This is a genomic window from Micrococcus sp. PSi08 (genome assembly GCF_054960655.1).
The window spans coordinates 39439-64330 of sequence record NZ_JBHNYP010000013.1; the positions used below are offsets into that span (position 1 = coordinate 39439).

The following is a 24892-nucleotide window of genomic DNA, read 5'->3' on the forward strand; positions in this document are numbered from 1 at the left end:
TCAGCGGTGCACGAGCCGCAGGAACGCGCCGATCATCGGCAGGTCCTCGGGGCTGGTGGGCAGCGCGTCCGCGAGGGCGGGGGAGTGGACGAGGTAGGCGGCCCACTGTCCGCGCGAGATCGACACGTTGAGCCGGTTCCGGTTCAGGAGGAAGTCCAGCCCGCGCGGCACCTCCTGCGGTGAGGACGCCGCCATCGTCAGGATCGCGACGGCGGCCTCCCGGCCCTGGAACTTGTCCACGGTGCCGACGGCGGTGCCCTCGAGACCGGCGGCATCGAGCGCCTCCCGGACCGCGGCGACCTGCGCGTTGTACGGGGCCACCACGATCACGTCGGACGGCTCGAGCGGTCGGCCGGGGTCGTCCGGGCCGGTGGACCAGGTGCGGCCGAGCAGTGACCGGATGATCTCGACGACGGCCGCGGCCTCCTCCGGCGAGGACACCGCGTTGCCCGTGTGGGAGACCGGCCACGGGTGCAGCCCGGGCTCCACGCCGTCGAGCCGGCGGGCGTCCGTGCGCGGGGTGTGCGAGCGCAGGCGGCCGGCGTAGGAGAGCTCGGAGACCGCGTGGGTGAGCGTCGAGTGCATGCGCCACGAGGTGTCCAGGAAGAAGCCGCGGTCGGGGCGGAGCACGGGGGCGCCCTCCGCGATCCAGGTCAGGGCCGCGTCGCCGATGGGCTGGGGGTGGGTCCCCTTGGTGACCTGCGGCAGCTGCTGGGGGTCGCCGAGCAGGAGCACAGTGCGGGCCATGGCCGCCGCGGCGAGGGTGTGCGCCAGGGAGAATTGCCCGGCCTCGTCGATCACCAGGAGGTCGAACTCCTGCACGTCCTCGTGCGCGAAGGTCCAGGCGGTGCCGCCGACGACGTGGCCGGGGAGGCCGATGTACGGCTTGGCGTCCGACACCGTGGCCCAGGGGCGCTCGGGCGCGTCCTTGCCGCGCTTCTCCGCCTTGAGCACCTGTTTCTTCGGCACCCCGATGGACACGAGCTTGCCCAAGAAGTTCTCCACCACGGCGTGGGACTGGGCCGTGACGCCCACGCTCCACCCGCGTTCGAGCAGGGCCTTCACGGCGTGACTGCCCACGTGCGTCTTGCCTGTGCCGGGAGGGCCCTGCACCGCCACGTAGGAGCCGCGGGCGGACTCGAGGGCCTCTACGAGCAGCGCGGTGCGGTCGAGCTCGCCCTCCGCGTCGGCGACGATCTCCGGCAGGGGGCGGCCCGTCGTCGCGGGGGTGCGTCGGGCGAGGATGTCCACGCACGCGGAGACGCCCGGCTCCGGCAGCGCGCCGGCGGCGTCGGTGGCCACGGCGAGCTCGCGGATGCGCGCCTCGAGGGTGTCCGTGGGGACCTTCGAGTGCTCGAAGGCGGCCATGGGCAGCTGGTCGAACGACTCGACCCCGCGGGCCAGCCTCTCCCGCAGCCGGAGCACCGAGCGGCCGTCCGGCAGGTCCTCCACCTGCTCCACGTCCGCGTTCGGACCGATCCAGCGCACGGCGTTCGGCTGCAGCTCGGCGTGGGCCGGGAAGTCCTCGTAGACGGTCTTGACCGAGGCGTCCGGCTTCAGCAGGGTGCCGGGTTCGAGCCGGCCGGTCACCTGCAGCACCCGCTGCAGTGAGTGGCGGGCAGTCGGCTGATGCCAGTCCTCCTCGACGTCGACCCGGTCCGCGACCACATTCGCGCGCGGCTCCTGCCACTCATCCACGGGGGAGATTCCCCGGTCGAAGAACGCCCACCACGTCGGCTTCTCCTCGCGCCGGTAGAACCCGAGTCCCGCCGCGAGCAGGGCGACCCCGCGCTCCCCCGGCCCCAGGGCGGCGCCCTCCTCCCGCTGCGGCAGCATCGCCAGCAGTGCGGCCGTGAGGTCCTGCTCGGGCTCCGGGGCCGGCTCGACCAGCGGGGTCTCCGGCTCCGCCGCGGCTCCCTGCGGCGACCTCGAGGCGTCCGGATCCTGCTCGACCTGCGCCAGCAGCCAGTCCCGCAGCCGCGCCGTGGAGACGCAGTCGTACCGGTTGTAGTCCTCGATGTCGGCGCGGATCGCCCTCGCGACCTCGGTGTCCCCGGCCTCCAGCGCGGCGACGTACCGGTGGTACTCGGTGACGCTGTCCGCCGCCGTCGTGACGCCGTCCTCCGCCCGGTGCTCCGCCCCCATGTAGAGGGGCTCCAGCTTCTTGATGGAGTAGCTCGGCACACCGGCCCGCAGGGCGGCGCGGACCGTGGAGTAGAGGTCCACGAACAGCCCCGCGCGCAGCCAGTCGTCCAGCTCGCGCTCGCCCACGCCGTGGCGCACGGTCAGCCGTTTCAGCGCGGTGACCTCGTACGCGGCGTAGTGGTAGATCCGCATCCCCGGGTGGGTCGCACGCCGCGCCTCCACGAACGCCACGAACTGCTCGAGCGCCGCCCGCTCGGCGGCACGGGTGTCCGCCCACAGACCCGTGAACCGGAAGTCGGCCGAGGCGGTGCGCGCGGTGTCCCCGCCCGGCGCCTCGACCCAGCCCCACAGGTACTCGAGGCCCTCCATGCTCCCGTCCGCGGAGACCCACAGCGGGTCCCCCTCGAAGTCGAAGAAGACGTCTCCGGCGTCCGGCGCCGGCAGCCCCGCCACGGCGCGCGGGTCCACGATCCGATGCGGCGGAAGCCCGTCCGCCCCGGCCGGCTCCAGCTGGATGGCCGCCTGTTCCCGCAGCGCCTCCCACGTGCGGCGGGCCATGCCCTCCGGCGGTGCGACGGACGCCGCGAGCTGCTCGATGGTCGTGATGCCGGCCTCGCGCAGCCGGGTGCGCTGCAACCGCGTGGCCCCCGCCGTGAGCAGCACGTCCCGGTGCTCGGCGACGGCCTCCTCGCACGCCTCGCATGCGCCGCAGACGCTCAGGCGGTCGTCGCCCCAGCGGGCGGGCTCCCCGGCGGCCACGTGATCCTGCAGCAGCGCCTCCAGCCGGGCGCGCTGGTGCCGGTACACCGGGATCACCTCGTCCAGGTCCGCGACGTGCCGGGAACCGTCCCCGAGCCACAGGCTGCCCTGCCGCGTCCGCGGCACGCCCATGCCGTCCAGCAGGTCCGCGTACGCGGCGATCTGCAGCAGCGCCGTCACCCGTGCATGCCGGGCCAGCTTCGTGTCCACCACCTCGTACGCGCCCTCGGGGTGCTCCTCGTCCGTGCGGAGCACGAGGAAGTCGGCCAGGCCGCCGAACGCGCCGTCGTGCAGCATCCCCTGGAACACGACGGCGGGACGCGCGGCCAACGCCGCCGCGGTGCGCTCGCGGGCGGCCCGCACACCCTCGGGCGTGTAGCGCTCCGGGCGGGCGAGCCGGACCACCTGGTCCCCGCCGCGCTCCGCCTCGAGTCGCGCGAGCACGCGGGACTCGTGCTCGTCCCCGAGGCGGGAGACCCGCTCGAGGAACGCGTCCGCCACGCCGATCCGCGGGGCGCGCCCGAGCGCGGGGTCCACCGTCCCGCGCAGCCACCCGTACGTGCACGTCGCGGCGGCGGTGATGTCCGAGGGGCTGAGCATGAAGGAGGCGCGGTCCGGCGCGAAGGTCACCATGCCGTCACCCTAGACAGGAGTCGCGGACGCGATGGGCAGGGCCCGCGCACAGGATCCCGGCGCGCCTCGCCCCGGCGGCGGCAGGGTGGGGCCGGCGCGCGTCACACACCGGAACGGACTTGACGTGGGTCACATCCAGGGAGTTACCTAATGATCGTTCAGTAATTCTCTGCGCCGCCGCGCCGGCGCGCCCGTGCCGGCAGGGAGGCCCGCCCATGACCGAGACCGCCCACCACCCCATGCTCGCGGAGGACCGCGTGGCACGGTGGCTCGGCGTCACCCTCGAGGCCGCCGAGAAGGACCACGCGCGCATCCGGATGACGCTCACCGAGGACCAGCACAACGGCTTCGGCCTGGCCCACGGCGGCGCCGTCTTCGCGTTCGCGGACACGTGCTTCGCGCTGACCTGCAACGACCCCGCCTCGGACGGCTCCACCCTCACCGTGGCCTCCGGCGTGGACGTCAACTTCCTCGCGGCCACCCGCGCCGGGCAGACCCTCGTCGCGGAGGGCCGCCTGGTCGCCGCCGCGGGCCGCTCGGCCGTCTACGACATCACCGTCACCACCGACGACGGCACCCCGGTGGCCGCCTTCCGCGGCCGCTCCCGCACCATCCCCGCCCCCGGACGCTGACCGGCGGGCGCACCCGCCGGTGCGCCGCCGTCGTCGACCGCCGCCCGACCCCGCATCCCCAGGAGGACGCCATGCTCGAGGCCTCGATCCCCAACCCGTACACGCCGGCACCCCTGCCCGCCCCCGCCGACCGCGGGGCCCCGGACCCCGAGGAGACGATGAGCCGGGACCAGATCGAGGCGCTTCAGTTCGAACCCCTCCGCTGGACCCTGCACCACGCCTACGAGAACGTGCCCGCGTATCGGGAGCACTTCGACGCGCACGGCGTCCACCCCTCGGACTTCACGGAGCTCGGGGACCTCGCCAAGTTCCCGTACACGGACAAGGAGTTCCTGCGGAAGAGCTACCCGTTCGGCGCGTTCGCCGCCACGGGCCCCGAGCTGCGCCGCATCCACGCCTCCTCCGGCACCACCGGCCAGCCCACCGTGGTCGGCTACACCGACGACGACCTGGCCACGTGGACCACCCTCGTCGCCCGCTGCTTCCGCGCCGGCGGCATCCGCCCCGGTGACCGCGTGCACAACGCGTACGGCTACGGCCTGTTCACCGGCGGCCTCGGCGCCCACTACGGCGCCGAGCGCGTCGGGGCGGCCGTGATCCCGATGTCCGGCGGGCAGACGGAGAAGCAGGTGCAGCTGATCACCGACTTCCAACCGCGCGCCATCCTCTCCACGCCCACCTACCTGCTGACCATCGCGGACGGCTTCAAGAAGCTCGGGCTGGACCCCCGCGAGTCCTCCCTCGAGGTCGCGATCCTCGGCGCGGAGCCGTGGACCGAGGAGATGCGCCGCGAGATCGAGCAGACCTTCGACCTCGACGCCCTGGACATCTACGGCCTCTCCGAGGTCATGGGCCCGGGCGTGGCCGGCGAGTCCGCGGCCACCAAGGACGGCTCCCACATCTGGGAGGACCACTTCCGCCCCGAGATCATCGACCCGCTCACGGACGAGGTCCTCGAGACCGGCCGCCACGGCGAGCTCGTCTTCACCTCGCTCACCAAGCAGGCGCTGCCGATCATCCGGTACCGCACCCACGACCTCACCCGCCTGCTGCCGGGCACCACACACCCGGGCCACCGCCGCATGGGACGCATCACCGGCCGCTCGGACGACATGATCATCCTGCGCGGCGTGAACCTGTTCCCGTCGCAGATCGAGGAGCTGGCCCTCAAGGAGCCGGCCCTGTCGCCGCACTTCACCCTCGAGATCACCCGTCCGGACCGCATGGACCAGATGGCCGTGAACATCGAGCGCCGCGATCATGCGACCCTCGAGGAGGCCCAGGCCTGCGCCGCGCACCTGCGCATGGAGATCAAGACGAAGATCGGCTCCTCATGCGTGATCAACGTGGTGGAGCCGGAGTCCCTGGCCCGCTCCTCCGGCAAGCTCAAGCGGATCTACGACCTGCGCGACCTGGCCTGATCCCGTCCCCGCGGCCGATCCCGACGCCGGCGTGCCCGGTAGAGTGGACCGGTGCGCCGTCGTCGTCGGCGTCCGCCCGCCCCCGAAGGAGCCCCGTGCCCCAGAGCAGCCCCACCCCGCGCCGCGGCCGGCCCGGCTATGACCGGCAGACGCTGCTGGCCGAGTGCGTCGAGCTCTTCAACCGGCACGGCTACGAGGCGACGTCCATGGGCATGCTCGCCGCCCACCTGGGCATCTCCAAGTCCGCGATCTACCACCACGTGGAGTCCAAGGAGGCGATCCTCGACCACGCGGTGACGGAGGCGCTCGACGCCCTCGAGGCGTGCCTGGACGATGTGGTGGCCAGCGGGGCCGACGCCGGCGCGCAGGTCGAGGCGGCCATCCGCGGCACGCTCGGGGTGCTGGCGGAGAAGCAGCCCGAGGTGACCCTGCTGCTGCGCCTGCGCGGGAACTCGGCGGTCGAGGTGGCCGCCGTCGAGCGTCGTCGTGAGATCACCCGGCGCTTCGGTGACCTGCTCGAGGCCGCCCAGGCCGTGGGTGCGGTGCGCTCCGACGTGACCCCGCGCAACCTCGCCCGCCTGGCGCTCGGCATGATCAACTCGATCGTCGACTGGTACCGGCCGGATCGCGGCGTCCCCGGCCAGCAGGGGCCGGGCCAGATGATCGACGCCGTCACGGGCGTGGTGCTCGGGGGTCTGCGGGGCTGAGGGCCCTCCGTCCTCAGCCCTCGCCGTCGAGCGCGGCGAGCACGTCGGCCACGATCGAGGCCGCACGGTCCTCGGCGTCCGGGGGCACCCCGCCGTCCGCGTCGGCCTGGGCCACGGCCACGGTGCGGGCGCCGTCCTGCACGGCCGTCAGATGCGAGTAGACGGACCCCCCGGGGGCCGGGAGCGCCGTGTACGCGGTGCCGCCCTCGTGCTCGGTCCGCGTCACCCTCTCCACGCCGAGCCCGGCCAGGTCCACCCCGGTGCAGGCCTGCGCCGCCGCCCGGGCGTCCTCCAGGGCGGCGCGGGCGGCCTCCTCCGTGGGGTACACGGTGACGCGCACACCGAGCGGAGTGACCTCGGCGTCGGGGGACGCCGTGAAGGAGGGCGCCGGCGTCGTGGTGGGCCCGCCGCCGGTCGTGGCGGCCGTCTCCGGTTGGGCTGTGAGCCCCAGGTCCGCCGCCCCGGCCTCGGCGTCCCGCTCCAGGTCGGAGCGTGTGGCGTCCAGGCAGGCCTGCTGTTCCGCGCTGCGGGTGGAAGCCGGGCTCGCGCCGGCGTCGACCGCCTGCTCCAGTCCGTCGGCCCGCTGGCGCAGCTCCGTCTGCCGCTCCAGCGGCGAGGCGGCGCTCAGCCCCACCTCGGACCCCGGCCCCGCGGCCCGCTGCACGGCGGCCTGCACCGCCAGGGTCCGCTGCCCGTCCAGCGCGGGGGGCATCTCGAGGGACAGGCTGCTGGAGGCGGAGGCGCTGGCCGTGCTCTCCGCCGCGCCCGTGCTCTCCGTGGAGCTGCTGGCCGCGGGCGACGTGGACGCGGACGAGGCCGCCGTCGTCGCGGACGACGCCGACGACGGGGCGGAGGAGGAGGGCTCTGCGCCGCCGCCGCCCGCGCATCCGGTGAGGGCGAGTGCGCCCACGGCGAGGGCGCCGAGCAGGGGGAGTCGGGGGGTCGTCATGGCCCGACTCTACGTGCGCTGTGACGGATGCCACAAGGAAGCGGCGGGGGCATGCGTCGGGGCCGCCCGATGCGTGGTGCGCACCGGACGGCCCCTGATCCGTCAGTCGAGGAGGTCAGCCGAGCGGGGTGTCCTTGTCGCCCAGGTTCCAGTCCTCCACCGGGCCGAGGTTCTCCCCGTCCGGCCCGTAGCGGTAGAAGCCCTGGCCGTCGGCCACGCCGCTGTGGCCCTCGGCGATGCTCTTCTCGAGCAGCTCAGCGAAGCCGAGCTGCCAGTCGACGCCCGTGTTGCGGGAGACGTTGGCGGCCACGTGGAAGCCCACGATGTCATAGGTCTGGAACGGGCCGCGCTCGTTGCCGGTGGCCACGCGCCAGGTGCGGTCGATGTCCGCCGGGTTGCCCACTCCGTGCATGTACAGCTTGGAGCCGGCCTGGAGCCACGGGATGAGCAGGGAGTTGAGGAAGTAGCCCGGGATCTCCTTGCGCACGTGCACGGGGACCATGCCGGTCTCCTCGGCGAACTGCAGGGCTCCGGCGACGGCCTCCGGCGAGGTCTTGGGGGTGCCCATGACCTCGGCGGTGTTCTGCGCCCAGATGCGGTTGGCGTAGTGCAGGGCCAGGAAGCGCTCCGGATGGCCGCTGGCGTCGGCGAAGTCCGAGGGCAGCAGGGAGGAGGTGTTCGTGGCGAACAGGGTCGTGGCGGGGGCGAGCTCGCCCACCTGGGCCCACACCTTGCGCTTGAGCTCCAGGTTCTCCGGGACGGCCTCGACCACGATGTCCGCATCCGCCAGGGCCTCGCCGAGGTCCGAGGTCGGCGTGATGCGGGCGATGGCCTCGTCGAAGCGCTGCGGGTCGTAGCCCTCCCCGAGGTCTGCCTCGTAGCCCTGGCGGATCCACGCCCAGCGGCGCTCGATCCCCTCGAGGGCGGCGGGGACGGCGTCGTAGGCCATCACCTTCTTGCCGTGGTACGCCGCCTGCATGATGATCTGCGAACCCAGCACACCGGTGCCCAGCACGGCGACCTGATCGAAACGGGTGAACTCGGACATGTATGTCGACCTTCTTCTCTCGCGGTCCGAATGGGACGCCCAGGTGAACGTCCCGGGCACGCTCCTTGTTCCCGGGGACGACGACGGGCCACCCGGTGCGCGGCGGGCGCACGGGACGGCCCGTCGGGGCGGGGAGGCTCAGCCCTGGGAGGTCTCGGACGGGGCCATCGGCCAGGTCTTGGCCACGAGCGTCAGCACGTCGTACTGGGCGCAGAGCTCGTCCTTCTGGTTGTGGATCCGGCAGTCCCAGGCCACCTCGCCGTACTCGTCGCTCACGCGCGGGGTGATGCGCTTGGCCGTCAGGGTCACGCGGATGGCGTCGTCGTAGGTCACCGGCGTGATGAAGCGCAGGTTCTCCAGGCCGTAGTTGGCCAGCACCGGGCCCGGATCCGGGGCCACGAACAGCCCCGCGGCCCACGAGACCAGCAGGTAGCCGTGGGCCACCCGGCGCGGGAAGAACGGGTTGGCCATGGCGGCCTCCTCGTCCGTGTGGGCGTAGAACCTGTCCCCGGTCTCCTCCGCGAAGGCGGTGATGTCCTCCAGGGTGACGGTGCGCAGGCCGGAGGCGAACTGGTCGCCCACCGTCAGCTCGGCCAGGGACTTGTAGAACGGGTGCACGGCGGTGCCGGCCTCCACGTCCTCGCGCGTCACCGTGTGGGCCGCGGCGCCCTGATGCCACACGCCGGTGATGGCCGTGAGCATGTCCGGGGAGCCCTGGATCGCCGTGCGCTGCATGTAGTGCTTCACGGCGCGGACCCCGCCGAGCTCCTCGCCGCCGCCGGCGCGGCCGGGGCCGCCGTGGATCAGCACCGGCACGGGGGCGCCGTGACCGGTGGTGGTCGTGGCGGTCTGGCGGTTCAGGACGTGCACGCGGCCGTGGTGGGCGCCGATCCCGGCGGTGAACGCGCGGGCGGTCTCACCGTCGTTCGTGGCGACCGTGGCCACGAGCGATCCCGACCCCAGGGCGGCCAGGGCCACGGCGTCGGCCACGTCCGTGTAGCCGATCACCGAGGTGACCGGGCCGAACGCCTCGACGCTGTGCACCTCGGGGGTGCGCGCGTCCTCGAAGGTGAGCACCGTGGGGGCGAAGAACGCGCCGGACTCGGCGTCGGCGTCGCCGGTCGAGCCCTCGGGGCCGCCGAGGCGGACCTGACCGCCGGCGTCGACCAGGCGCTGCACCGCGCCGCGGACCTCGCTCTGCTGCTCCTTCGAGGCCAGGGCGCCCATGGTGGTGCCCTCGACGCGCGGGTCGCCCAGGACGACCTTCGCGGCCAGGCGCTCGGTGAGGGCGGCGGTCACGGCCTCGACCCGATCCTGCGGGACGATCACCCGGCGGATGGCCGTGCACTTCTGGCCGGCCTTGACCGTCATCTCCTGGAAGACGACCTTCACGAACGCCTCGAACTCGGGGGTGCCGGGGGCGGCGTCGGGGCCGAGGATGGCGGCGTTGAGGGAGTCGGTCTCCGCGGTGAAGCGGACGCCGCCCTCCTGCACGTTCGGGTGCTTCTTCAGGGTGGCCGCGGTGGCGGCGGAGCCGGTGAACGCGACGTGGTCGCGGTAGTCCAGGTGGTCCAGCAGGTCGCGGGCGGAACCGGAGATCAGCTGGATCGAGCCCTCGGGCAGCACGCCGGACTCGAGCATCAGCTCGACGCACTTCTGCGTGACGTAGCCGGTGGGGGTGGCCGGCTTGACCACGGTGGGCACGCCCGCGACGAAGGCCGGGGCGAACTTCTCGAGCATGCCCCACACGGGGAAGTTGAAGGCGTTGATCTGCACGGCCACGCCCGGGATGCGCTGGTAGATGTGCTCGCCGATGAAGGAGCCGTCGCGGGAGAGGGGCTCCACGTCGCCGTCGATGATCACGGTGGAATTCGGCAGCTCGCGGCGGCCCTTGCCGGAGAACGTGAAGAGGGTGCCGATGCCGCCGTCGACGTCGAAGGCGTGGTCGCGCTGCGTGGCGCCGGTGGCGAAGGAGACGTCGTAGAGCTCCTGGACGCGGGAGTTCAGAAAGAGCGCGAGCTCCTTGAGCTTGAGGGCGCGCTCGTGGATGGTCAGCGCGCCCAGGGCCTGCTGGCCGACGGTGCGGGCGTGCTCGATGGCGGCGGCCGTGTCGAGGCCGTCGGTGGAGACGCCGGTCAGGCGCGCGCCGGTGTTCGCGTCCCTCACGTCGGTGACCTTGGACGGGTGCGACGGCGTCCACCAGCTGCCGGCGACGTAGCTGGGGAGGATCTCCGGGAGGGAGGGGGCGGTGACGGTCACGGGGGCTCCTGGTGTCGGGGGCGCGGACGAGTCCCGACCGATCGGTCGGTTATTGGTCCTCACCCTAGCCGAGACGTGCATCACGCGGGAGGGGGAGCCGGGCGGGTGACGCCGTCGTCGTGGGGAGGGCCTGGCGGCGCCGCCCGTGGCGCCGAAGCCCGCAGACGCGCCGCTACGGCCAGGACGTAGCGGCGTGTCTGCGGGCCTCGGTGGGGCGTCGTCCACAGATCCCGGCGGACGACGACGGCGGCGCGCCCGGATCGGGCACGCTCGGCCCATGCCCCGCTCGCCCGCGCCCCTGCCTCCGATGCGCTGCGGACTGGACGGCCTCCTCCGCGCTCCGACGGTGTTCTCGACCCCGGCCGCGCGCGAGGCGGGCGTGAGCGCGGCCCGGCTGCGGCGCGGGGACGTGGTCTCCCTCGGCTGGGGGCTCTGGGGCCTGCGCGGCGTCGCACCGGACCCCATGGATCATGTGCGGGCACTGCAGGATCTGCACCCCGAGGGCGTGTTCAGCCACGTCACGGCCGCCCGGGTGCTCGGCCTGTGGTTGACCGGGCCGCTCGCCGCCGACCGGTCCGTGCACATCGCGACCCCGCGCGGCCACGGCACCGCGTCGAGCCGGGCCGGGATCCGCTCACACCGCCTCCGCGCCGACGCACCGGTGCGGATCGTGGACGGGGTGCGTGTGACCGCACCGGGGTGGACCTTCGTGGACCTCGCCGCGCACGCCGGGCCGCTCGAGCATCTCGTCGCGCTGGGGGACAGCATGGTTCGGACCGCCCCGACGGAGGCCCGCCGCCGTCGGCTGCCTCCCGGGGTGACGGACGTGGCCGAGCTGCGCGCCGCCGTCGAGGAACGCGGACGGGTGCGCGGGATCCGTGCGGCCCGGGAGGCGCTGGAGCTCGTGCGCCCCGGGGCCGACTCGCCGCAGGAGAGCCGGCTGCGGGCGCGGCTCGTCCTGGACGGCGTCCCCGAGCCCGCAGTGAACCCGTGCATCCGCCTCGCCACGGGACAGCGGCTCCGCGTGGATCTGGTGTGGGCGGAGGCCAAGGTGGCGGTCGAGTACGACGGCGATCAGCACCGCACGGATCGCCGGCAGTGGCGTGAGGACCGCGAGCGGGACGCGGCCCTGCGCGCGGAGGGGTGGGAGGTGATCCGGGTGACCGCCGACGTGTTCCGGCCGGGGCACTGGGAGCTCTTCGTACGGCAGCTGCGGGGCCTGGTGGCCGCGCGGACCCCGCCGGGCCGAGTGCCGCCGTCGTGGATCTGACCCGCCCAGGCCCGCAGACGCGCCGCTACGGCCAGGACGTGGCGGCGTGTCTGCGGGCCTCGACGAGAGGGGCGGGAGCCTCGGGCCGGCGTCGGCCCCTGCCCCTCGTCTCCGGACCGGCGTAGAATCGAGCACCGGTCCCCTCGGACCCGCCCCACCCCCTCATCCGGAGAGTTCTGCCGCATGCTGCGCACCATGTTCCACGCCAAGATCCACCGGGCCACCGTGACCCAGGCGGACCTGCACTACGTGGGCTCCGTGACCGTGGACCAGGACCTGCTGGACGCCGCGGACATCCTCCCGGGCGAGCTCGTGTCCATCGTGGACGTCACGAACGGCGCGCGACTGGAGACCTACACCATCGCGGGCGAGCGGGGCTCCGGCGTGCTCGGCATCAACGGCGCCGCCGCCCACCTGGTGCATCCGGGGGACATCGTCATCCTCATCGCCTACGGGCAGATGGACGACGACGAGGCTCGCAACTTCCAGCCCAAGGTCGTCCACGTGGACGCGGACAACAGGATCGTCGAGCTCGGCGTCGACCCCGCCGACGGCCTCCTCGACGGCGTCGCCCGCCCGCCGCTGTCCCGCGAGTGGAACGAGGCCCAGGCCGAGGTCTGAGCCGGCCCGAGCGCGCCGGGCCGTCATGGACGAGTCGTTCGAGCAGGATCAGCGGTCGGCACGGCCTTGGCCCCGAGCGCCCGACGCGCGGAGTGCATCGCGGCCGCGTGGCTGAGGCCCATCGCGGCGCGGGCGCCCGGCACGCGGGCCACGGCGCGCATCCACGACGAGGTCAGCACCACCTCCTGCTCCCACACCACGATGCAGTGCGTCGCGTGTCCGGCCGGGGCGCCGTCGTCGTGGACGGTGACCCGCACGGTGCCCGTCAGATCCCCGCTCAGGTGCGCGACCAGAAGGCCGCGGGCGCGGTCGTCGATGAGACGTTCCATCGTCAGACGCACCGGCACGAACCCGCGCAGCCGGACCGCGGCGCGGTCGGGGCCCAGGCGATGGGCGCGCGGGACGGCCGGCCACCAGCGTGGGTAGCCGGCCGGGTCGGCGAGCAGGGCCAGCACGGACCGGGCGTCCGCGGGGACGGCCCAGCGGTGGGTGAAGCGGAAGGGGCGGTCGACCGACATCAGACCCGGCCGAAGATCTCGGGGTCCACGGGGCGCCGGGTGCGGGGGAGCCAGAGCCGCTGGTCCAGGTGATGGCCGGGCGTGTTCGCCACGGGCAGGGCCGTGCGCAGCAGCGTGGGCTCGTCCATGCCCGCCACGTTAGCCGCGCCCGCCCCGCCCCCGCACTTTCGAACGTGATATCGGGGGAATGGGCGCTTTCGAACGGGAGATAGGGCCTATCTCACGTTCGAAAGCGCCTGCCCCGGGGGCTCAGCGGTAGTCGAAGAAGCCCTTGCCGGACTTCCGGCCGAGCTCGCCGCGGGCCACCATGTCCCGCATGAGCTGCGGCGGGGCGAAGCGCTCACCCAGCTGGGACTCGAGGTACTCCGCGATGCCCAGGCGCACGTCCAGGCCCACGATGTCGGTCAGCGCCAGCGGGCCGACCGGGAACTTGTAGCCCAGCACCATGGCGGCGTCGATGTCCTCGGGGGAGGCTACGCCCTCCTCGACCATGCGGATGGCCTCGAGCGCGATCGCCACGCCCAGGCGCGACGAGGCGAAGCCCGGTGCGTCCTTGACGACGACGGGGGTCTTGCCGAGCCCGCGGACCCACTCGGTGGACAGGGCCTGGAGCTCCGCACCGGTCTGCTCGCCGATCACGACCTCCACGAGCTTCGAGGCGGGCACCGGGTTGAAGTAGTGCAGGCCGCAGAAGCGCTCGGGACGCTGCAGGTGCGAGGCGATCTCGTCGATGGACAGGGAGGAGGTGTTGCTGGCCAGCCAGGCGTCCTCGCGCAGGTGGGCCTCGACGTCGGTGAGCGCCTCGATCTTCACCTGCATGTCCTCGAACACGGCCTCGACCACGAGGTCGCAGCGGGCGAAGTCGGCGCGGTCCACGGAGACGGTCAGGCGCTGCGCCCACTCGTCCAGGTCGCCGTCGATCTTGCCGCGCTCGAGGGAGGCGGCCAGGTCGGCCTCGATGCGCTCCTTGGCGGCCTGGGCCGACTGCGGGTCGCGCTCGACGACGACCACCTCGGACGAGCCGGAGACGAGGAATGCGTGGGCGATGCCGCCGCCCATCCGGCCGCCGCCGAGGACGCCGACGACGGCGGGCACGGAGGACGGAGCGGTGTCAGGGGTGTGCTGCTGATCGGTCATGTCAGTCCTCACTTCTTCTTGCGGTCCAGGAACGCCTGCATGCGCTCGAACTTGGCCTCGGACTCGAACAGGATGGCCTGCGCGATCTCGTCCACGTGGGGGTGGGCCTCGCGAGGGAGGTGGAAGACGCGCTTGGACAGCCGCACCGCCAGCGGGTCCTGCTGCGCGATGCGGTCGGCGAGGGCGTCGGCGGCGTCGAGGAGGGCGTCCGGCTCGTGCAGCTCGGTGACGAGCTTGAGCTCGAGGGCCTCCTGCGCGTCCAGGAGCCGTCCGGCGAGCAGCAGCTCGAGGGCCACCGGCTCACCCACCAGCTCCTTGAGCCGCCACTGGGCGCCCGCAGCGGCCGTGATCCCCAGACTCGTCTCGGGCTGGCCCATCTTCAGCGCCGGGGTGGCGATGCGGAAGTCGGCCGCGTAGGCCAGTTCCGCGCCGCCGCCGAGGGCGAAGCCGTCGATCGCCGCGATCACGGGCATGGGCAGCCGGTGGATGCGGTCGAAGACCTGCGAGTTCACACCGCGCAGGGCGTCGTCGCGGCGGCGCTCGCGCAGCTGTCCGATGTCCGCGCCGGAGGCGAAGATGCCGGAGAACGTCCCCGGCTCGCGCTTCGACTCCACCTGTGTGCCCGAGATGATCAGGATCTTCGGCTCGCGTTCGAGGTGGGCGCAGAGTTCGTGGAACTCGTCGACCATGGTCTGGTCGATCGCGTTGCGCACGCCCGGGCGGTCCATGCGCGCGTGGACGCGGTCCTCACGCTCCTCGACGCGCAGTGCCGTGAAGTGGCTGAAGCCGGTCATCTGCTCAGACCCTCTCGACGAGCATCGCGGAGCCCTGGCCCACGCCCACGCACATCGTGGCCAGGCCCCTGTCCGCGCCCTCACGCTCCATCCGACCGAGCAGCGTGACCACGAGACGCGACCCCGAGGAGCCCAGCGGATGGCCCAGGGCGATCGCGCCGCCGTCGGCGTTGACGGTCTCCGGGTCCAGACCGAGGCGCCGCATCGAGGCCAGGGACTGGGTGGCGAAGGCCTCGTTGAGCTCGACGGCGCCCAGGTCCGCCACGGACCAGCGGGAGCGCTCGAGGGCCTTCTCGGTGGCCGGGACGGGGCCCAGACCCATGATCTCGGGGGCCAGGCCCGCCGAGGTGGACTCCACGACGCGGGCCCGCGGGGTCAGGCCGTACTTCTGCGCGGCCCGCTCGGAGACGACGAGGATCGACGAGGCGCCGTCGTTGAGGGAGGAGGAGTTGCCGGCGGTGACCACGCCGTCCTTCTTGATGATCGGGCGCAGGCCGGCGAGCACCCCGGGGGTGGAGCCGGGGCGGGGGCCCTCGTCCGTGTCCACGATCGTCTCGGCGCCCTTGCGGCCCGTGACGACGACGGGCACGATCTCGTCCTCGAAGCGGCCGGCCTCGATGGCGGCCAGCGCACGCGCATGCGAGCGGGCGGCGAAGGCGTCGGCGTCCTCGCGGGTGATGCCGTCCACCTCGCCGACCTCCTCGGCGGTCTCCGGCATGGAGAAGGTGAACTTCTCCCCGAACTCGCCGTCCGCGAAGCGCGGGTTCACGAAGCGCCAGCCGATCGCGGTGTCGAAGGCCGCACCGGGCTTGGCGAACGCCGTCGTCGGCTTCTCCATCACCCAGGGGGCGCGGGACATCGACTCCACGCCGCCGGCCACGACGACGTCGGCCATCCCGGAGCGCACCATCGCGGTGGCGATGCCGATCGCGGACATGCCCGAAGCGCAGAGACGGTTCACGGTGATGCCCGGGACGGTGTCCGGGAAGCCGGCCAGCAGCCAGGCCATGCGGGCGACGTTGCGGTTCTCCTCGCCCGCGCCGTTGGCGTTGCCGAGGATGACCTCATCCACGACCGACGGGTCGATGCCGGCGTCCTCGACCACGGCCTTGACGGTCAGGGCGGCGAGGTCGTCGGGGCGGACGGAGGAGAGGGCGCCGCCGTACTTGCCGACGGGCGTGCGGCGACCGCCGACGAGCAGGGCTTGGGACTGTGCGGACATGGAGACTCCTTGAGTGACCGACGACGGGGCGGGCGCGGCGAATTACCGACCGTGCGTTCAGGTTCAGTATTCCGGGCCGGTGTGACGGGGGTCAACTGCGGGGCGGGTGTGACGGGACAGGGACGAGCCCGCGCGGAGGCCCGCAGACGCGCCGTTACGTCCCCGAGGTAGCGGCGTGTCTGCGGGCCTCGGCGCCGGTCCGGTCGCCCACGACGACGGCGCGCCCTTCCGGAGGAGGACCCGCCGTCGTCGTGGGGTGGGGACGGGCGGAGCCCGTCAGACGGGCCGGATCAGGCCGGGACCACCGGGTGGGAGCGGGTGGCGACGACCTGCTCGTCGTGCAGCTCGCGGTCCTGGATGCCCTTGGGGACGAACAGGACAGCGATGAGCGAGATCGCGGAGATCACGATGATGTACCAGGCCACGTTCTCCCAGCCGGTCTTCACGAGCTGGTCGGCGAGCAGCGGGGCGAAGGCGCCGCCGATGATGGTGCCGAGCGCGTAGCCGATGGAGACGCCGGAGAAGCGGACGCGGGCCGGGAACATCTCGGCGTACATCGCCGACTGCGGGCCGTAGGACGGACCCAGGCCCAGGGTCAGGACGAACAGGCCCAGCGAGAACAGCGGCAGAGACGCGGTGTTGAGCAGCCCGAACAGCGGGAAGGCCCAGATGATCAAGAAGCCGTAGCCGAGGACGAAGGTCAGCTTGCGGCCGATCTTGTCCGAGACCCAGCCGCCGAGCAGGGTGAAGATGAACCAGCCGACGCCACCGACGAGGCTCGCGATGAGCACCTCGGAGGAGGTCATGCCCAGACCCTTCGGACCGCCGTACTTCGAGAACCACGCGATGAGCAGGTAGCCGACGCCGTTGTTCGCGGCGAAGATCACGGCGGCGAGGATGACCTCCTTGGTGTGGTGCCGGAAGAGCTCGCCCAGCGGGGCGGACTCGTCTACCTTGAGCTGCTGCATCTCCTTGAAGACCGGGGACTCCTCCACGGCCTTGCGGATCAGGTAGCCGACCACGATCAGGATCACGGAGATCAGGAACGGGATGCGCCAGCCCCAGGTGAGGAACTGCTCCTCGGACATGGTGGAGCGCACGATGAACAGCACGCCGGTGGCCAGGATCATGCCCAGCGGCACGCCGATCTGCGGGGCGGAGCCGAACAGGCCGCGCTTGCCGTGGGGGGCGTGCTCCACGGACAGCAGCGCCGCGCCGCCCCACTCGCCGCCCGCGGACAGGCCCTGCAGCAGGCGCAGCGCCACCAGCAGGATCGGGGCCCACACGCCGATCTGGGCGTAGGTGGGCAGCAGGCCGATGAGGGTGGTGGCCAGGCCCATGCCGATCAGCGTGAGGGACAGGACGAACTTGCGGCCGAAGCGGTCGCCGAGGTGGCCGGCGATGATCGCGCCGAGCGGGCGGATGAGGAAGGAGATGCCGAGGGTGGCCCACGCGGCGATCTGGGAGCCGTTCTCGCCCATCGGCTGGAAGAAGAGGGCGGCGAAGACGAGTGCGGTGGCCTGGGCGAAGATGAAGAAGTCGTACCACTCGATGGTGGTGCCGACGACGGTGCCGGCGATGACCTTGCGCTCCTCGCGGCGATCGCGCCCGGGGGCGGGCGCCGCGGGGGATGCGACGGTGTGGCTCATGGGTGCTCCTGGGATGCGGGGCGGCGGCCGGCCGTGAGACGGCGGCGGGACGGTGTGGTGCCCGACCGATCGGTCGGGAAGTGACACCCGTCACCGTATACGATCCTCTGTGACTCACGCCACGATCCGGGCTGATGACGGGAATGTGACGCGGCCGGGCCGGGACGACGACGGCGCCGCGCCCCTCGCGTGAAGGGTGCGGCGCCGTCGTCGGTGGCGGGGTGCGGCGGCTCAGCCGCGGCCGGTGAACTCTGGCTTCCGCTTCTCCTGGAAGGCCTGGAAGCCCTCGGCGTAGTCGGCGGTGCCGCAGAGCTCGCCCTGGGCGATGTTCTCCGCGTCGAGGGACTCCCACAGGCCCACGCGGTGGTCACGGACCTGGGCCACGAGTTCCTTCGACGCGCGGAACGCGAGGGTCGCGCCGGAGGCCACCTGGGCGACCTTCGCGCGGGTGAACTCGAGCAGCTCGTCCGCGGGCAGGGCCCGGGAGAACAGCCCGGCCTGGACGGCCTCGGCGCCCGAGAGGAGCTCGGCCGTGTAGATCAGGTCCAGGGTGCGGTGCGCGCCCAGGCGCTCGGTGAACAGCCAGTGGCCGCCCGAGTCCAGGGTGGCCCCGAGGTTCGCGAACGGCGAGCCGATCTTCGCGTCCTCGGCCACGTACACCACGTCCGTGGCGATCGCGAGGCCGAGGCCCACGCCCAGGCAGGCGCCCTGCACCGCGGCGAAGGTGGGCACCGGGATCTCGGACATGGCCCGCAGCACCGGGGTGACCCTGTCCCGCAGGTAGGCGGTGGCGTCGTCCTCGGCCGGGACCACGGCGGAGATGTCGCGGCCCGCGCAGAAGCCGCGGCCCTCGCCGCGCAGCAGCACGGCCCGGACCTCGCCGGACTCGACGCCGGCGGCGGCCCGCTCGTAGGCGGCCTGGAGTTCGGCCAGCGCGGCCTCGTCCAGGGCGTTCATCCTCTGGGGGGCGTCCAGCACGATCTCGGCGACGCCGTTCTCGACGGTGATCTCGATCATCGGGGGCTCCTTCGGTCTCGTGGGCGGGCGCTCAGGCGTCGAAGTCCAGCGTGATCGAGTCGGAGGTCGGGCGGGTCTGGCACGTGAGCACGTAGCCCTTCTCCACCTCGTCCTTCTCGAGCGCGTAGTTCTCGTCCATCTCGTACGCGCCGTCGACGACCTTGGCGCGGCAGGTGCCGCACACGCCGCCGGCGCAGGCGAAGGGCACGTCCGAGCGGACGCGCAGCGCGGCGTTGAGGACGGTCTCGTGGGCAGACGTGGGGGACTCGACCTTGGCGGTGAGGCCGTCGAGGTTGAACTCGATGGTCACGTTGTCGCCCTGCGGGTCCACCTCCACCACGCGGCCGGAGTGGCCCTGCGGGTTCTCCGGGCGGCCGGTGGTGAACAGCTCGAAGCGCACGTCGTCCTCGGACACGCCGCGGGCGGCGAGCGTCTCACGGGTGAGCTGCACGAGCTCGAACGGGCCGCAGAGGAACCACTCGTCGGTGCCCTGCACGTCGATCACGCGGTCCAGGAGGGTGGTGAGCTTGTCCTCGTCGATGCGACCGGAGAGCAGCGGGGACACGCGCTGCTCGCGGGAGAGCACGTGGTGCACCGTGAACCGGGCCGGGTACTTGTCCTTGAGGTCGCCGATCTCCTCGGCGAACATCACGTCCATGGCGGAGCGGTTCGCGTAGACCAGGTCGAAGCGCGAGGTCTCGGAGGCCGCGAGCACGGCCTTGGCGATCGCCATGATCGGGGTGATGCCCGAGCCGGCCGCGAACGCCACCAGGTGCGTGTCCTTCTTCTCCGCGACCTTCTCCGCCGCCACCCTCTGGGCGTCGTTGAGGGAGGTGACGTGCGTGCGGGACGTGAACGCACCCTGCGGGTTCATCACGTCGATCCTCTCGCCGACCTCGAGGCTCTCGTTGGCCCATGTGGAGAACCTGCCGCCGATGTCCTTCTTCACGGCCACGCGGATCTCGCCGCGCTTCGGGACGGCGCAGATCGAGTAGGAGCGGCGCACCTCGGCGCCGTCGAGCTCCTTGCGCAGGGCCACGTACTGACCCGGCACGTAGTCGTAGTCGTCGGCGAGCTCCTCGGGCACCGCGAAGGTGACCTCCACGGAGTCGTCGGTCAGGCGGCGCAGCTCGGACACCTCGAGGGTGTTGAACGTGGCGCGGCGCTTGCCGGTGGTGGGGGCGTCGGTGGTCTCGGTCATCAGTGCACCTTGAAGTAGTCGAAGGGCTCGAGGCACTCCCGGCAGGTGTAGAGGGCCTTGCAGGAGGTGGAGCCGAAGCGGGTGATCTCGCGGGTGTTCAGGGAGTGGCAGCGCGGGCACTTCACGGCCATGCCGATCCTGATCGGGCCGTCCGTGGTGCGCGCGACGGGCGGGGCGATGCCGTACTCGTTGAGCTTGGCCTTGCCCTCGTCCGTCATCCAGTCCGTGGTCCACGCCGGCTGGAGCACCAGGCGCACCTCGGCGTCGGGGAATCCGGCGCGCCCGAGCGCGCGGGTGACGTCCGTGGTGATGGTGTCCATGGCGGGGCAGCCGGAATAGGTGGGCGTGATGACGACGACGGCCCTCTCGCCCTCGACCCGTGCCTCCCGGAGGATCCCGAGGTCCGCGATGGACAGCACGGGGATCTCCGGGTCGTGCACGGTGGAGGCCGCATCCCAGACCCGCGCGTCGGCGGGATCGGCGGGGCGCAGCTCGCTGGCGGTGGTCACCAGGTCGCTCCCGGGTGACGGCGCGCCAGGGACTGCATCTCCGCGAGGATGTACCCGCGGTACTCGCTCATGGCGCCGGAGCGGTCGCCGCCGCGGGCGGTGCCCGTCGTCGGCACGGTCAGGCCGGCCTCCTCGATGGCCGCGCGGATGCGGGTCATCGTGGGCTCCTCCAGCGACGACGGCAGCACGGCGACGCCCTGCTCGGCGAGGGCGCGGACGACGTCGTCGTCGTGGAAGAGCTCGGCCACGTAGGGCCACAGCTCGTCCAGGCCGCGCTGCATGCGGCGCTTCGACTCCTCGGTGCCCAGGCCCAGGCGCTGCAGCCACAGGGCGGCGTGGTCCTGGTGGTACAGGACCTCCTTGAGGGCCTTGTCCGCGATGGCGGCGAGCGTGGGGTCCGTGGACTCGCGCAGGCGGGTGTACAGCTCGTACGAGTAGTACGAGTAGTACAGCTGGCGGGCGATGGTCTTGGCGAAGTCGCCGTTCTCGGCCTCCACGAGGCGGACGGAGCGGAACTCCTCCTCGTCGCGGAAGTACGCGAGCTCGTCCTCGGTCCTGCCCCACGCGGTGCCGGCGTAGGAGAGGAGGAAGCGGGCGTGGCCCACGAGGTCCAGGGCGATGTTGCCCAGGGCGATGTCCTCCTCGAGCTCCGGGGCGCGCGAGATCCACCAGGACAGGCGCTGGCCGAGCATCAGGGCGTCGTCACCGAGGGCGAGGGCGTAGCGGGCGACGTCGTCGCTCGCCTTCTGCTCGCCGGCCGCGATCTCCTCGGCGGTGATGGCCACACCCGCGGAGTGCCTCGTGGCGGAGTCGTTGGTCGCGAAGCTCACAGGTGCGGCACCCCCTCGGACTGCTGGTAGTAGGTGGCGTGACGGTAGGACTTGCCCTGCGCGGACTCGAAGAAGCCGCCCTTGGAGTCCGGGTCGGAGGCCGCGATGGCCTCGGCCGGGACGACCCACACGGAGGTGCCCTCGTTGCGGCGGGTGTACAGGTCACGCGCGTTGCGCAGCGCCAGGGTGGCGTCCGGGGCGTGCAGCGAGCCGGCGTGCACGTGGGAGAGGCCGCGGTTGGCGCGGACGAAGACCTCCCACAGGGGCCAGGCGTGGGAGGCGGCGGTGGTCTCGCTCATGGGTCAGGCTCCGATCAGGTGGGTCTCGGCCGGCGCGTTCTGCTCGGCCTGGCGGCGGGCGTAGGCGGCGGCGGCCTCGCGGACCCAGGCGCCCTCCTCGTGGGCCTGGATGCGGCGGGCCATGCGCTGGGTGTTCATGGGGCCGTCGCCCTTGATCACGGACATGAACTCGTCCCAGTCCAGCTCGCCGAAGTCGTAGTGGCCGCGCTCCTCGTTCCACTTCAGGTCCGGGTCCGGCAGGGTGAGGCCGAGGGCCTCGGCCTGCGGGACGATCATGTCCACGAAGCGCTGGCGCAGGTCGTCGTTGGAGAAGCGCTTGACCTTCCAGGCCATGGACTGGCGGGAGTTGGGGGAGTCCTCGTCCGGCGGGCCGAACATCTGCAGGGCCGGGCCGTAGAAGCGGTCCACGGCGTCCTGGGCCATCTGCTTCTGCTCCGGGGTGCCGTGCGAGAGCTCGTAGAGGATCTCCCAGCCCTGGCGCTGGTGGAACGACTCCTCCTTGCAGATGCGCACCATCGCGCGGCCGTACGGGCCGTAGGAGGCGCGGCACAGCGGCACCTGGTTGCAGATCGCGGCGCCGTCGACGAGCCAGCCGATCGCGCCCATGTCCGCCCAGGTGCGGGCCGGGTAGTTGAAGATCGAGGAGTACTTCGCGCGGCCGGAGAGCAGCTGCTCGTTCAGCTCGTCCCGCGGGGTGCCGAGGGTCTCGGCGGCGGAGTACAGGTACAGGCCGTGGCCGGCCTCGTCCTGGACCTTGGCCATGAGGATCGCCTTGCGCTTCAGGGAGGGGGCTCGGGTGATCCAGTTGGCCTCCGGCTGCATGCCGATGATCTCGGAGTGCGCGTGCTGGGAGACCTGGCGGGTCAGGGACCTGCGGTACGCCTCGGGCATCCAGTCGCGGGGCTCGATGCGTGAGTCCTCCGCGATCAGGCGATCGAAGTTCTCCTGGCCGGCCGCATCCTCGGGGGACGGGACGGAGGCCAGGTGCTGGGGGGAGCTGGTCTGCGTCATGGGGATCACCTCACGCTGAGTGCGGGCTGGTTCCGTGGTCAGGGCGCACCGGGGCGCATCGAATTACTGACCGCTCGTTCAGAATAGGCCAGGGTGTGACCTCGGTCAACACGCCGAAGCCGGCGCGACCCGGGTGCGACGCGGCCGCCGGGACGGTGCGAGAGGGTTGGCTCCTGCACAGGCGTCCCGACGGCGTCCCCCATCCCCGGATCGCCCCTCGCCGCAGTCGCGGGGCCCGGGCCCTCCCTACGGTGGCCGCATGTCACCCCTCATCGGACCTCAGCAGATCGCCACGGCCCTGCGGGCCGTCGGACTCGACGACGACGCCGCCCGCCTGGTCGCGTGGGCCGACCCCGCCCGTCGCGAGCGGGAGGCCGCCGAGCAGGCACTCGCCGACCTCGCCGTGGCCCAGACGCAGCTGCGCACGGCGCTGGGCGGGCTGGTCAGCGCCGCCACGGATGTGCGCTCGGCGCTGCACACGGCATGGCGCGGCGAGGCCGCCGGCGCCTATGGGGAGGCCGTGCGGCGGGCGGCGACCCTGGCGGCGGAGCTCGAACGGGAGGCCGGGGAGTGGCTCGCCCTGCGGGCCACCGCCGAGCGGGAGGCGGAGGACGCACGCCGAGACGCCGAGGCCCGGGAGCGGGCGGCCGAGGAGACGGCGCTGGCCGTCCTGCGCTCGTTGGCGGTGGCGGCGTGACCGGCGGGCGGGGTGCCGGCCCGGGGGCGGTGGCCTTCAGCACGCACGGCGGACCGGGCTCGATCTACGCGGAGGCCGAGGAGATGCGCGTCGTGGCCGGGCGGCACGAGCACGCCGCCGACGAGGCGGCCGGAGCCTCGTGGCAGGTCGACGCGGCCGCCTTCGGGCTGGGCCGGTCGGCCACGTGGCTCGCCTCCGCCGCCCTGCTGCAGGACCGACTGGCGGAGGCGGTCGGTCGGGTGCGGAACCTGTCGGAGCAGTGCGCCGAGCTGCACCGTGACCTGCTCTCCGCGGCGGCCCGCTACGAGGAGGCCGAGCGCGCGGCGGCCGGCATCATGGCCGCCGAGGACGCCTCCCTGGGGGAACTGCCGGCGCTGCTCTGGCGGGACGGCCATGACGGCCTCACCACCCGCGAGGCGGAGCGGCTCGTGCAGGACGTCGTCCAGGCGGTGCCCGAGGCCATCGTGGCCGCCATGCTCGCGGCCGCCGGGTTCCCCCTGCTCGCGGCCCTGGCACGGATCGACGTGAAGATGCTGACGAGGGCGCAGAAGCGCGTGCTGAAGCGGCCCGTCTCCTCCGCCGCGAAGAAGGGGACGGATGCCGCGTCGGACCTCACCGAGGCGCTGCGGGTCTCCCCGGACGAGGCGTGGACCGTGGTGGCGGACGCCCTGACCCTCGCCGGCGCGGCGCCCCGGGGCGCGGTGACCCTGCACGGGGCGCCGCAGGACCGGCCGACGGCGCCCGCCCTGCTGGACGGCTCGGCCACGGGGCTGGCCTCGCTCATCCCGCGCGCGGAGGGGGACGGGGACCTCACGGTCACGGAGGTGGTGCGAGAGAACGGGAGCCGCGCCTGGGTGGTGGGCCTGCCGGGCACCCGCGGCGGCCTGATCCCGGATCCCGAGTCGACCGACCCGTGGGACGCCGGCGGGCTGCTGGACGCCCTCGGCTCCGGGTCCGAGGTCACGGCCCCGGCGGTGCGGGCGGCGCTCGAGGCGGCCGGCGTCCCGCACGGCGCCCCGCTCGTCCTGGCCGGCTACTCCCAGGGCGGGGTGCACGCCGTCAACCTGGCCGGGCGCGAGGACTTCACGTCCGTGTATCCCGTGGCCGGCGTCATGACGATCGGGGCTCCGTCCGGCAACGCGGTGGAGACCGGGCGGACCGCGGTGCTGGAGTTCTCCTCGGACGGGGACCTGGCCGTCGCCGCGGACGGGGCGCCCACCCCCGTCTCGTCGCGCCGGGCCGAGGTGGTCTTCCACCCGGCCGGCCACGGATGGGATGCGCCCGGGGGTGGCTTCCGGACCGCCTCTCCGCTGGCGGTCGAGGACGACCTGGGCGTCGCCCACGACTTCGACGCCCAGGTGGACCTGATCCGGCAGTTCGAGGCTGCCGAGCCCGCGTCCCGGGCGGAGGTCGCCGGGCTCTCCGCCGCGTTGGCCGGGCTGACCGCCGGCACCGTGGCCTCGAGCCGGGCGGTGCGCCTGCGCCGCACGCCGCCCGAGCGGGGCCACCTGCCCCCGGGATCCCGGTGAGCGCGCCGGCGGCGGGGCGCCCGTCGCCCGCTCGC

The 24892-nt window shown here is 73.1% G+C and carries 23 protein-coding genes; 7 read left to right on the forward strand and 16 right to left on the reverse strand.

Annotated features, from left to right (window positions below; genetic code table 11):
- Positions 1-3537 (reverse strand): TM0106 family RecB-like putative nuclease, encoded by a 3537-nt coding sequence (locus ACFI33_RS06070; RefSeq protein ID WP_127435128.1) that lies wholly within the window; start codon positions 3535-3537, stop codon positions 1-3.
- A 215-nt stretch (positions 3538-3752) separates the two neighbouring features.
- Between ACFI33_RS06070 and ACFI33_RS06075 the strand changes: the two genes are divergently transcribed.
- The 3 genes from ACFI33_RS06075 (at position 3753) to ACFI33_RS06085 (ending at position 6297) form a co-directional block, all read left to right on the forward strand.
- The gene (locus ACFI33_RS06075; protein WP_020624995.1) at positions 3753-4169 is read left to right on the forward strand and encodes a PaaI family thioesterase; all 417 of its coding nucleotides are present in this window, start codon (positions 3753-3755) and stop codon (positions 4167-4169) included.
- A 71-nt stretch (positions 4170-4240) separates the two neighbouring features.
- The gene (locus tag ACFI33_RS06080) at positions 4241-5590 is read left to right on the forward strand and encodes a phenylacetate--CoA ligase family protein (RefSeq protein WP_127435130.1); all 1350 of its coding nucleotides are present in this window, start codon (positions 4241-4243) and stop codon (positions 5588-5590) included.
- A gap of 95 nt (positions 5591-5685) precedes the next feature.
- Complete coding sequence (locus ACFI33_RS06085) at positions 5686-6297, forward strand: TetR/AcrR family transcriptional regulator (RefSeq protein ID WP_127445774.1); 612 nt, start codon at positions 5686-5688, stop codon at positions 6295-6297.
- A gap of 13 nt (positions 6298-6310) precedes the next feature.
- On the opposite strand, the gene ACFI33_RS06090 is transcribed toward ACFI33_RS06085, so the two are convergent.
- The 3 genes from ACFI33_RS06090 to paaZ form a co-directional block, all read right to left on the reverse strand.
- On the reverse strand, positions 6311-7246 hold the full coding sequence (locus ACFI33_RS06090; RefSeq protein ID WP_462623822.1) for a hypothetical protein: 936 nt from the start codon (positions 7244-7246) through the stop codon (positions 6311-6313).
- 115 nt (positions 7247-7361) lie between these two features.
- A complete protein-coding gene (locus ACFI33_RS06095) occupies positions 7362-8294 on the reverse strand; it encodes a 3-hydroxyacyl-CoA dehydrogenase (RefSeq protein ID WP_127435345.1) in 933 nt (310 codons plus the stop codon).
- Between the two features lie 138 nt (positions 8295-8432).
- A complete protein-coding gene (gene paaZ, locus ACFI33_RS06100) occupies positions 8433-10553 on the reverse strand; it encodes a phenylacetic acid degradation bifunctional protein PaaZ (protein WP_127435344.1) in 2121 nt (706 codons plus the stop codon).
- A gap of 277 nt (positions 10554-10830) precedes the next feature.
- Between paaZ and ACFI33_RS06105 the strand changes: the two genes are divergently transcribed.
- Both ACFI33_RS06105 and panD read left to right on the forward strand, forming a co-directional pair.
- Positions 10831-11823, forward strand: coding sequence for a DUF559 domain-containing protein (locus ACFI33_RS06105; RefSeq protein ID WP_095695022.1), 993 nt, complete (start codon positions 10831-10833; stop codon positions 11821-11823).
- A 183-nt stretch (positions 11824-12006) separates the two neighbouring features.
- Positions 12007-12444 carry an aspartate 1-decarboxylase gene (gene panD / locus ACFI33_RS06110; protein ID WP_127435342.1) on the forward strand — a complete coding sequence of 146 codons (438 nt, stop codon included), beginning with the start codon at positions 12007-12009 and terminating at the stop codon, positions 12442-12444.
- A 23-nt stretch (positions 12445-12467) separates the two neighbouring features.
- On the opposite strand, the gene ACFI33_RS06115 is transcribed toward panD, so the two are convergent.
- The 12 genes from ACFI33_RS06115 to paaA all read right to left on the reverse strand — a co-directional run bounded on the left by ACFI33_RS06115 (position 12468) and on the right by paaA (position 22631).
- Positions 12468-12962, reverse strand: a complete 495-nt coding sequence (locus ACFI33_RS06115) for an SRPBCC family protein (RefSeq protein WP_127445790.1) — start codon at positions 12960-12962, stop codon at positions 12468-12470.
- On the reverse strand, positions 12962-13090 hold the full coding sequence (locus ACFI33_RS06120) for a hypothetical protein (RefSeq protein ID WP_255420486.1): 129 nt from the start codon (positions 13088-13090) through the stop codon (positions 12962-12964). Before ACFI33_RS06120 ends, ACFI33_RS06115 begins: the two co-directional genes overlap by 1 nt.
- Before the next feature lie 121 nt (positions 13091-13211).
- Positions 13212-14099: a 3-hydroxyacyl-CoA dehydrogenase family protein gene (locus tag ACFI33_RS06125; protein ID WP_127435150.1), complete on the reverse strand. Its 888-nt coding sequence runs from the start codon at positions 14097-14099 to the stop codon at positions 13212-13214.
- A gap of 8 nt (positions 14100-14107) precedes the next feature.
- Positions 14108-14893 (reverse strand): enoyl-CoA hydratase/isomerase family protein, encoded by a 786-nt coding sequence (locus tag ACFI33_RS06130; RefSeq protein ID WP_127435151.1) that lies wholly within the window; start codon positions 14891-14893, stop codon positions 14108-14110.
- A 4-nt stretch (positions 14894-14897) separates the two neighbouring features.
- Positions 14898-16115 carry a thiolase family protein gene (locus ACFI33_RS06135; RefSeq protein WP_102708659.1) on the reverse strand — a complete coding sequence of 406 codons (1218 nt, stop codon included), beginning with the start codon at positions 16113-16115 and terminating at the stop codon, positions 14898-14900.
- Between the two features lie 290 nt (positions 16116-16405).
- Positions 16406-17764 (reverse strand): MFS transporter, encoded by a 1359-nt coding sequence (locus tag ACFI33_RS06140; RefSeq protein ID WP_127435152.1) that lies wholly within the window; start codon positions 17762-17764, stop codon positions 16406-16408.
- Positions 17765-17995: 231 nt separating this feature from the next.
- Positions 17996-18781, reverse strand: a complete 786-nt coding sequence (locus tag ACFI33_RS06145) for an enoyl-CoA hydratase/isomerase family protein (RefSeq protein ID WP_049146507.1) — start codon at positions 18779-18781, stop codon at positions 17996-17998.
- 31 nt (positions 18782-18812) lie between these two features.
- On the reverse strand, positions 18813-19982 hold the full coding sequence (gene paaE / locus ACFI33_RS06150; protein ID WP_127435153.1) for a 1,2-phenylacetyl-CoA epoxidase subunit PaaE: 1170 nt from the start codon (positions 19980-19982) through the stop codon (positions 18813-18815).
- Positions 19982-20491 carry a 1,2-phenylacetyl-CoA epoxidase subunit PaaD gene (gene paaD / locus ACFI33_RS06155; protein ID WP_098094236.1) on the reverse strand — a complete coding sequence of 170 codons (510 nt, stop codon included), beginning with the start codon at positions 20489-20491 and terminating at the stop codon, positions 19982-19984. The genes paaE and paaD overlap by 1 nt, the downstream gene beginning before the upstream one ends.
- Positions 20488-21321, reverse strand: a complete 834-nt coding sequence (paaC, locus tag ACFI33_RS06160) for a 1,2-phenylacetyl-CoA epoxidase subunit PaaC (RefSeq protein WP_127435154.1) — start codon at positions 21319-21321, stop codon at positions 20488-20490. The genes paaD and paaC overlap by 4 nt, the downstream gene beginning before the upstream one ends.
- Entirely contained in the window at positions 21318-21620 is a 303-nt protein-coding gene (gene paaB / locus ACFI33_RS06165) for a 1,2-phenylacetyl-CoA epoxidase subunit PaaB (RefSeq protein ID WP_020624884.1), read from the reverse strand. Before paaB ends, paaC begins: the two co-directional genes overlap by 4 nt.
- Positions 21621-21623: 3 nt before the next feature.
- Positions 21624-22631, reverse strand: coding sequence for a 1,2-phenylacetyl-CoA epoxidase subunit PaaA (paaA, locus tag ACFI33_RS06170; protein ID WP_095347246.1), 1008 nt, complete (start codon positions 22629-22631; stop codon positions 21624-21626).
- A gap of 259 nt (positions 22632-22890) precedes the next feature.
- Between paaA and ACFI33_RS06175 the strand changes: the two genes are divergently transcribed.
- Together ACFI33_RS06175 and ACFI33_RS06180 are read left to right on the forward strand one after the other, a co-directional pair.
- Positions 22891-23328 (forward strand): hypothetical protein, encoded by a 438-nt coding sequence (locus ACFI33_RS06175; protein WP_095347247.1) that lies wholly within the window; start codon positions 22891-22893, stop codon positions 23326-23328.
- Positions 23325-24857 (forward strand): hypothetical protein, encoded by a 1533-nt coding sequence (locus tag ACFI33_RS06180; protein WP_095347248.1) that lies wholly within the window; start codon positions 23325-23327, stop codon positions 24855-24857. The genes ACFI33_RS06175 and ACFI33_RS06180 overlap by 4 nt, the downstream gene beginning before the upstream one ends.
- Positions 24858-24892: the final 35 nt, after the last annotated feature.

What these genes read in the sequence shown, in the direction of transcription:
- ACFI33_RS06095 (WP_127435345.1), bottom strand. Translation starts at nt 8,294, where the DNA reads ATGTCCGAGTTCACCCGTTTCGATCAGGTCGCCGTGCTGGGCACCGGT.
- paaE (WP_127435153.1), bottom strand. Translation starts at nt 19,982, where the DNA reads ATGACCGAGACCACCGACGCCCCCACCACCGGCAAGCGCCGCGCCACG.
- ACFI33_RS06075 (WP_020624995.1), top strand. Translation starts at nt 3,753, where the DNA reads ATGACCGAGACCGCCCACCACCCCATGCTCGCGGAGGACCGCGTGGCA.
- ACFI33_RS06135 (WP_102708659.1), bottom strand. Translation starts at nt 16,115, where the DNA reads ATGTCCGCACAGTCCCAAGCCCTGCTCGTCGGCGGTCGCCGCACGCCC.
- paaA (WP_095347246.1), bottom strand. Translation starts at nt 22,631, where the DNA reads ATGACGCAGACCAGCTCCCCCCAGCACCTGGCCTCCGTCCCGTCCCCC.
- ACFI33_RS06140 (WP_127435152.1), bottom strand. Translation starts at nt 17,764, where the DNA reads ATGAGCCACACCGTCGCATCCCCCGCGGCGCCCGCCCCCGGGCGCGAT.
- panD (WP_127435342.1), top strand. Translation starts at nt 12,007, where the DNA reads ATGCTGCGCACCATGTTCCACGCCAAGATCCACCGGGCCACCGTGACC.
- ACFI33_RS06145 (WP_049146507.1), bottom strand. Translation starts at nt 18,781, where the DNA reads ATGATCGAGATCACCGTCGAGAACGGCGTCGCCGAGATCGTGCTGGAC.
- ACFI33_RS06115 (WP_127445790.1), bottom strand. Translation starts at nt 12,962, where the DNA reads ATGTCGGTCGACCGCCCCTTCCGCTTCACCCACCGCTGGGCCGTCCCC.
- ACFI33_RS06120 (WP_255420486.1), bottom strand. Translation starts at nt 13,090, where the DNA reads ATGGACGAGCCCACGCTGCTGCGCACGGCCCTGCCCGTGGCGAACACG.
- ACFI33_RS06125 (WP_127435150.1), bottom strand. Translation starts at nt 14,099, where the DNA reads ATGACCGATCAGCAGCACACCCCTGACACCGCTCCGTCCTCCGTGCCC.
- ACFI33_RS06130 (WP_127435151.1), bottom strand. Translation starts at nt 14,893, where the DNA reads ATGACCGGCTTCAGCCACTTCACGGCACTGCGCGTCGAGGAGCGTGAG.
- ACFI33_RS06105 (WP_095695022.1), top strand. Translation starts at nt 10,831, where the DNA reads ATGCCCCGCTCGCCCGCGCCCCTGCCTCCGATGCGCTGCGGACTGGAC.
- ACFI33_RS06080 (WP_127435130.1), top strand. Translation starts at nt 4,241, where the DNA reads ATGCTCGAGGCCTCGATCCCCAACCCGTACACGCCGGCACCCCTGCCC.
- ACFI33_RS06070 (WP_127435128.1), bottom strand. Translation starts at nt 3,537, where the DNA reads ATGGTGACCTTCGCGCCGGACCGCGCCTCCTTCATGCTCAGCCCCTCG.
- ACFI33_RS06175 (WP_095347247.1), top strand. Translation starts at nt 22,891, where the DNA reads ATGTCACCCCTCATCGGACCTCAGCAGATCGCCACGGCCCTGCGGGCC.
- paaB (WP_020624884.1), bottom strand. Translation starts at nt 21,620, where the DNA reads ATGAGCGAGACCACCGCCGCCTCCCACGCCTGGCCCCTGTGGGAGGTC.
- ACFI33_RS06090 (WP_462623822.1), bottom strand. Translation starts at nt 7,246, where the DNA reads ATGACGACCCCCCGACTCCCCCTGCTCGGCGCCCTCGCCGTGGGCGCA.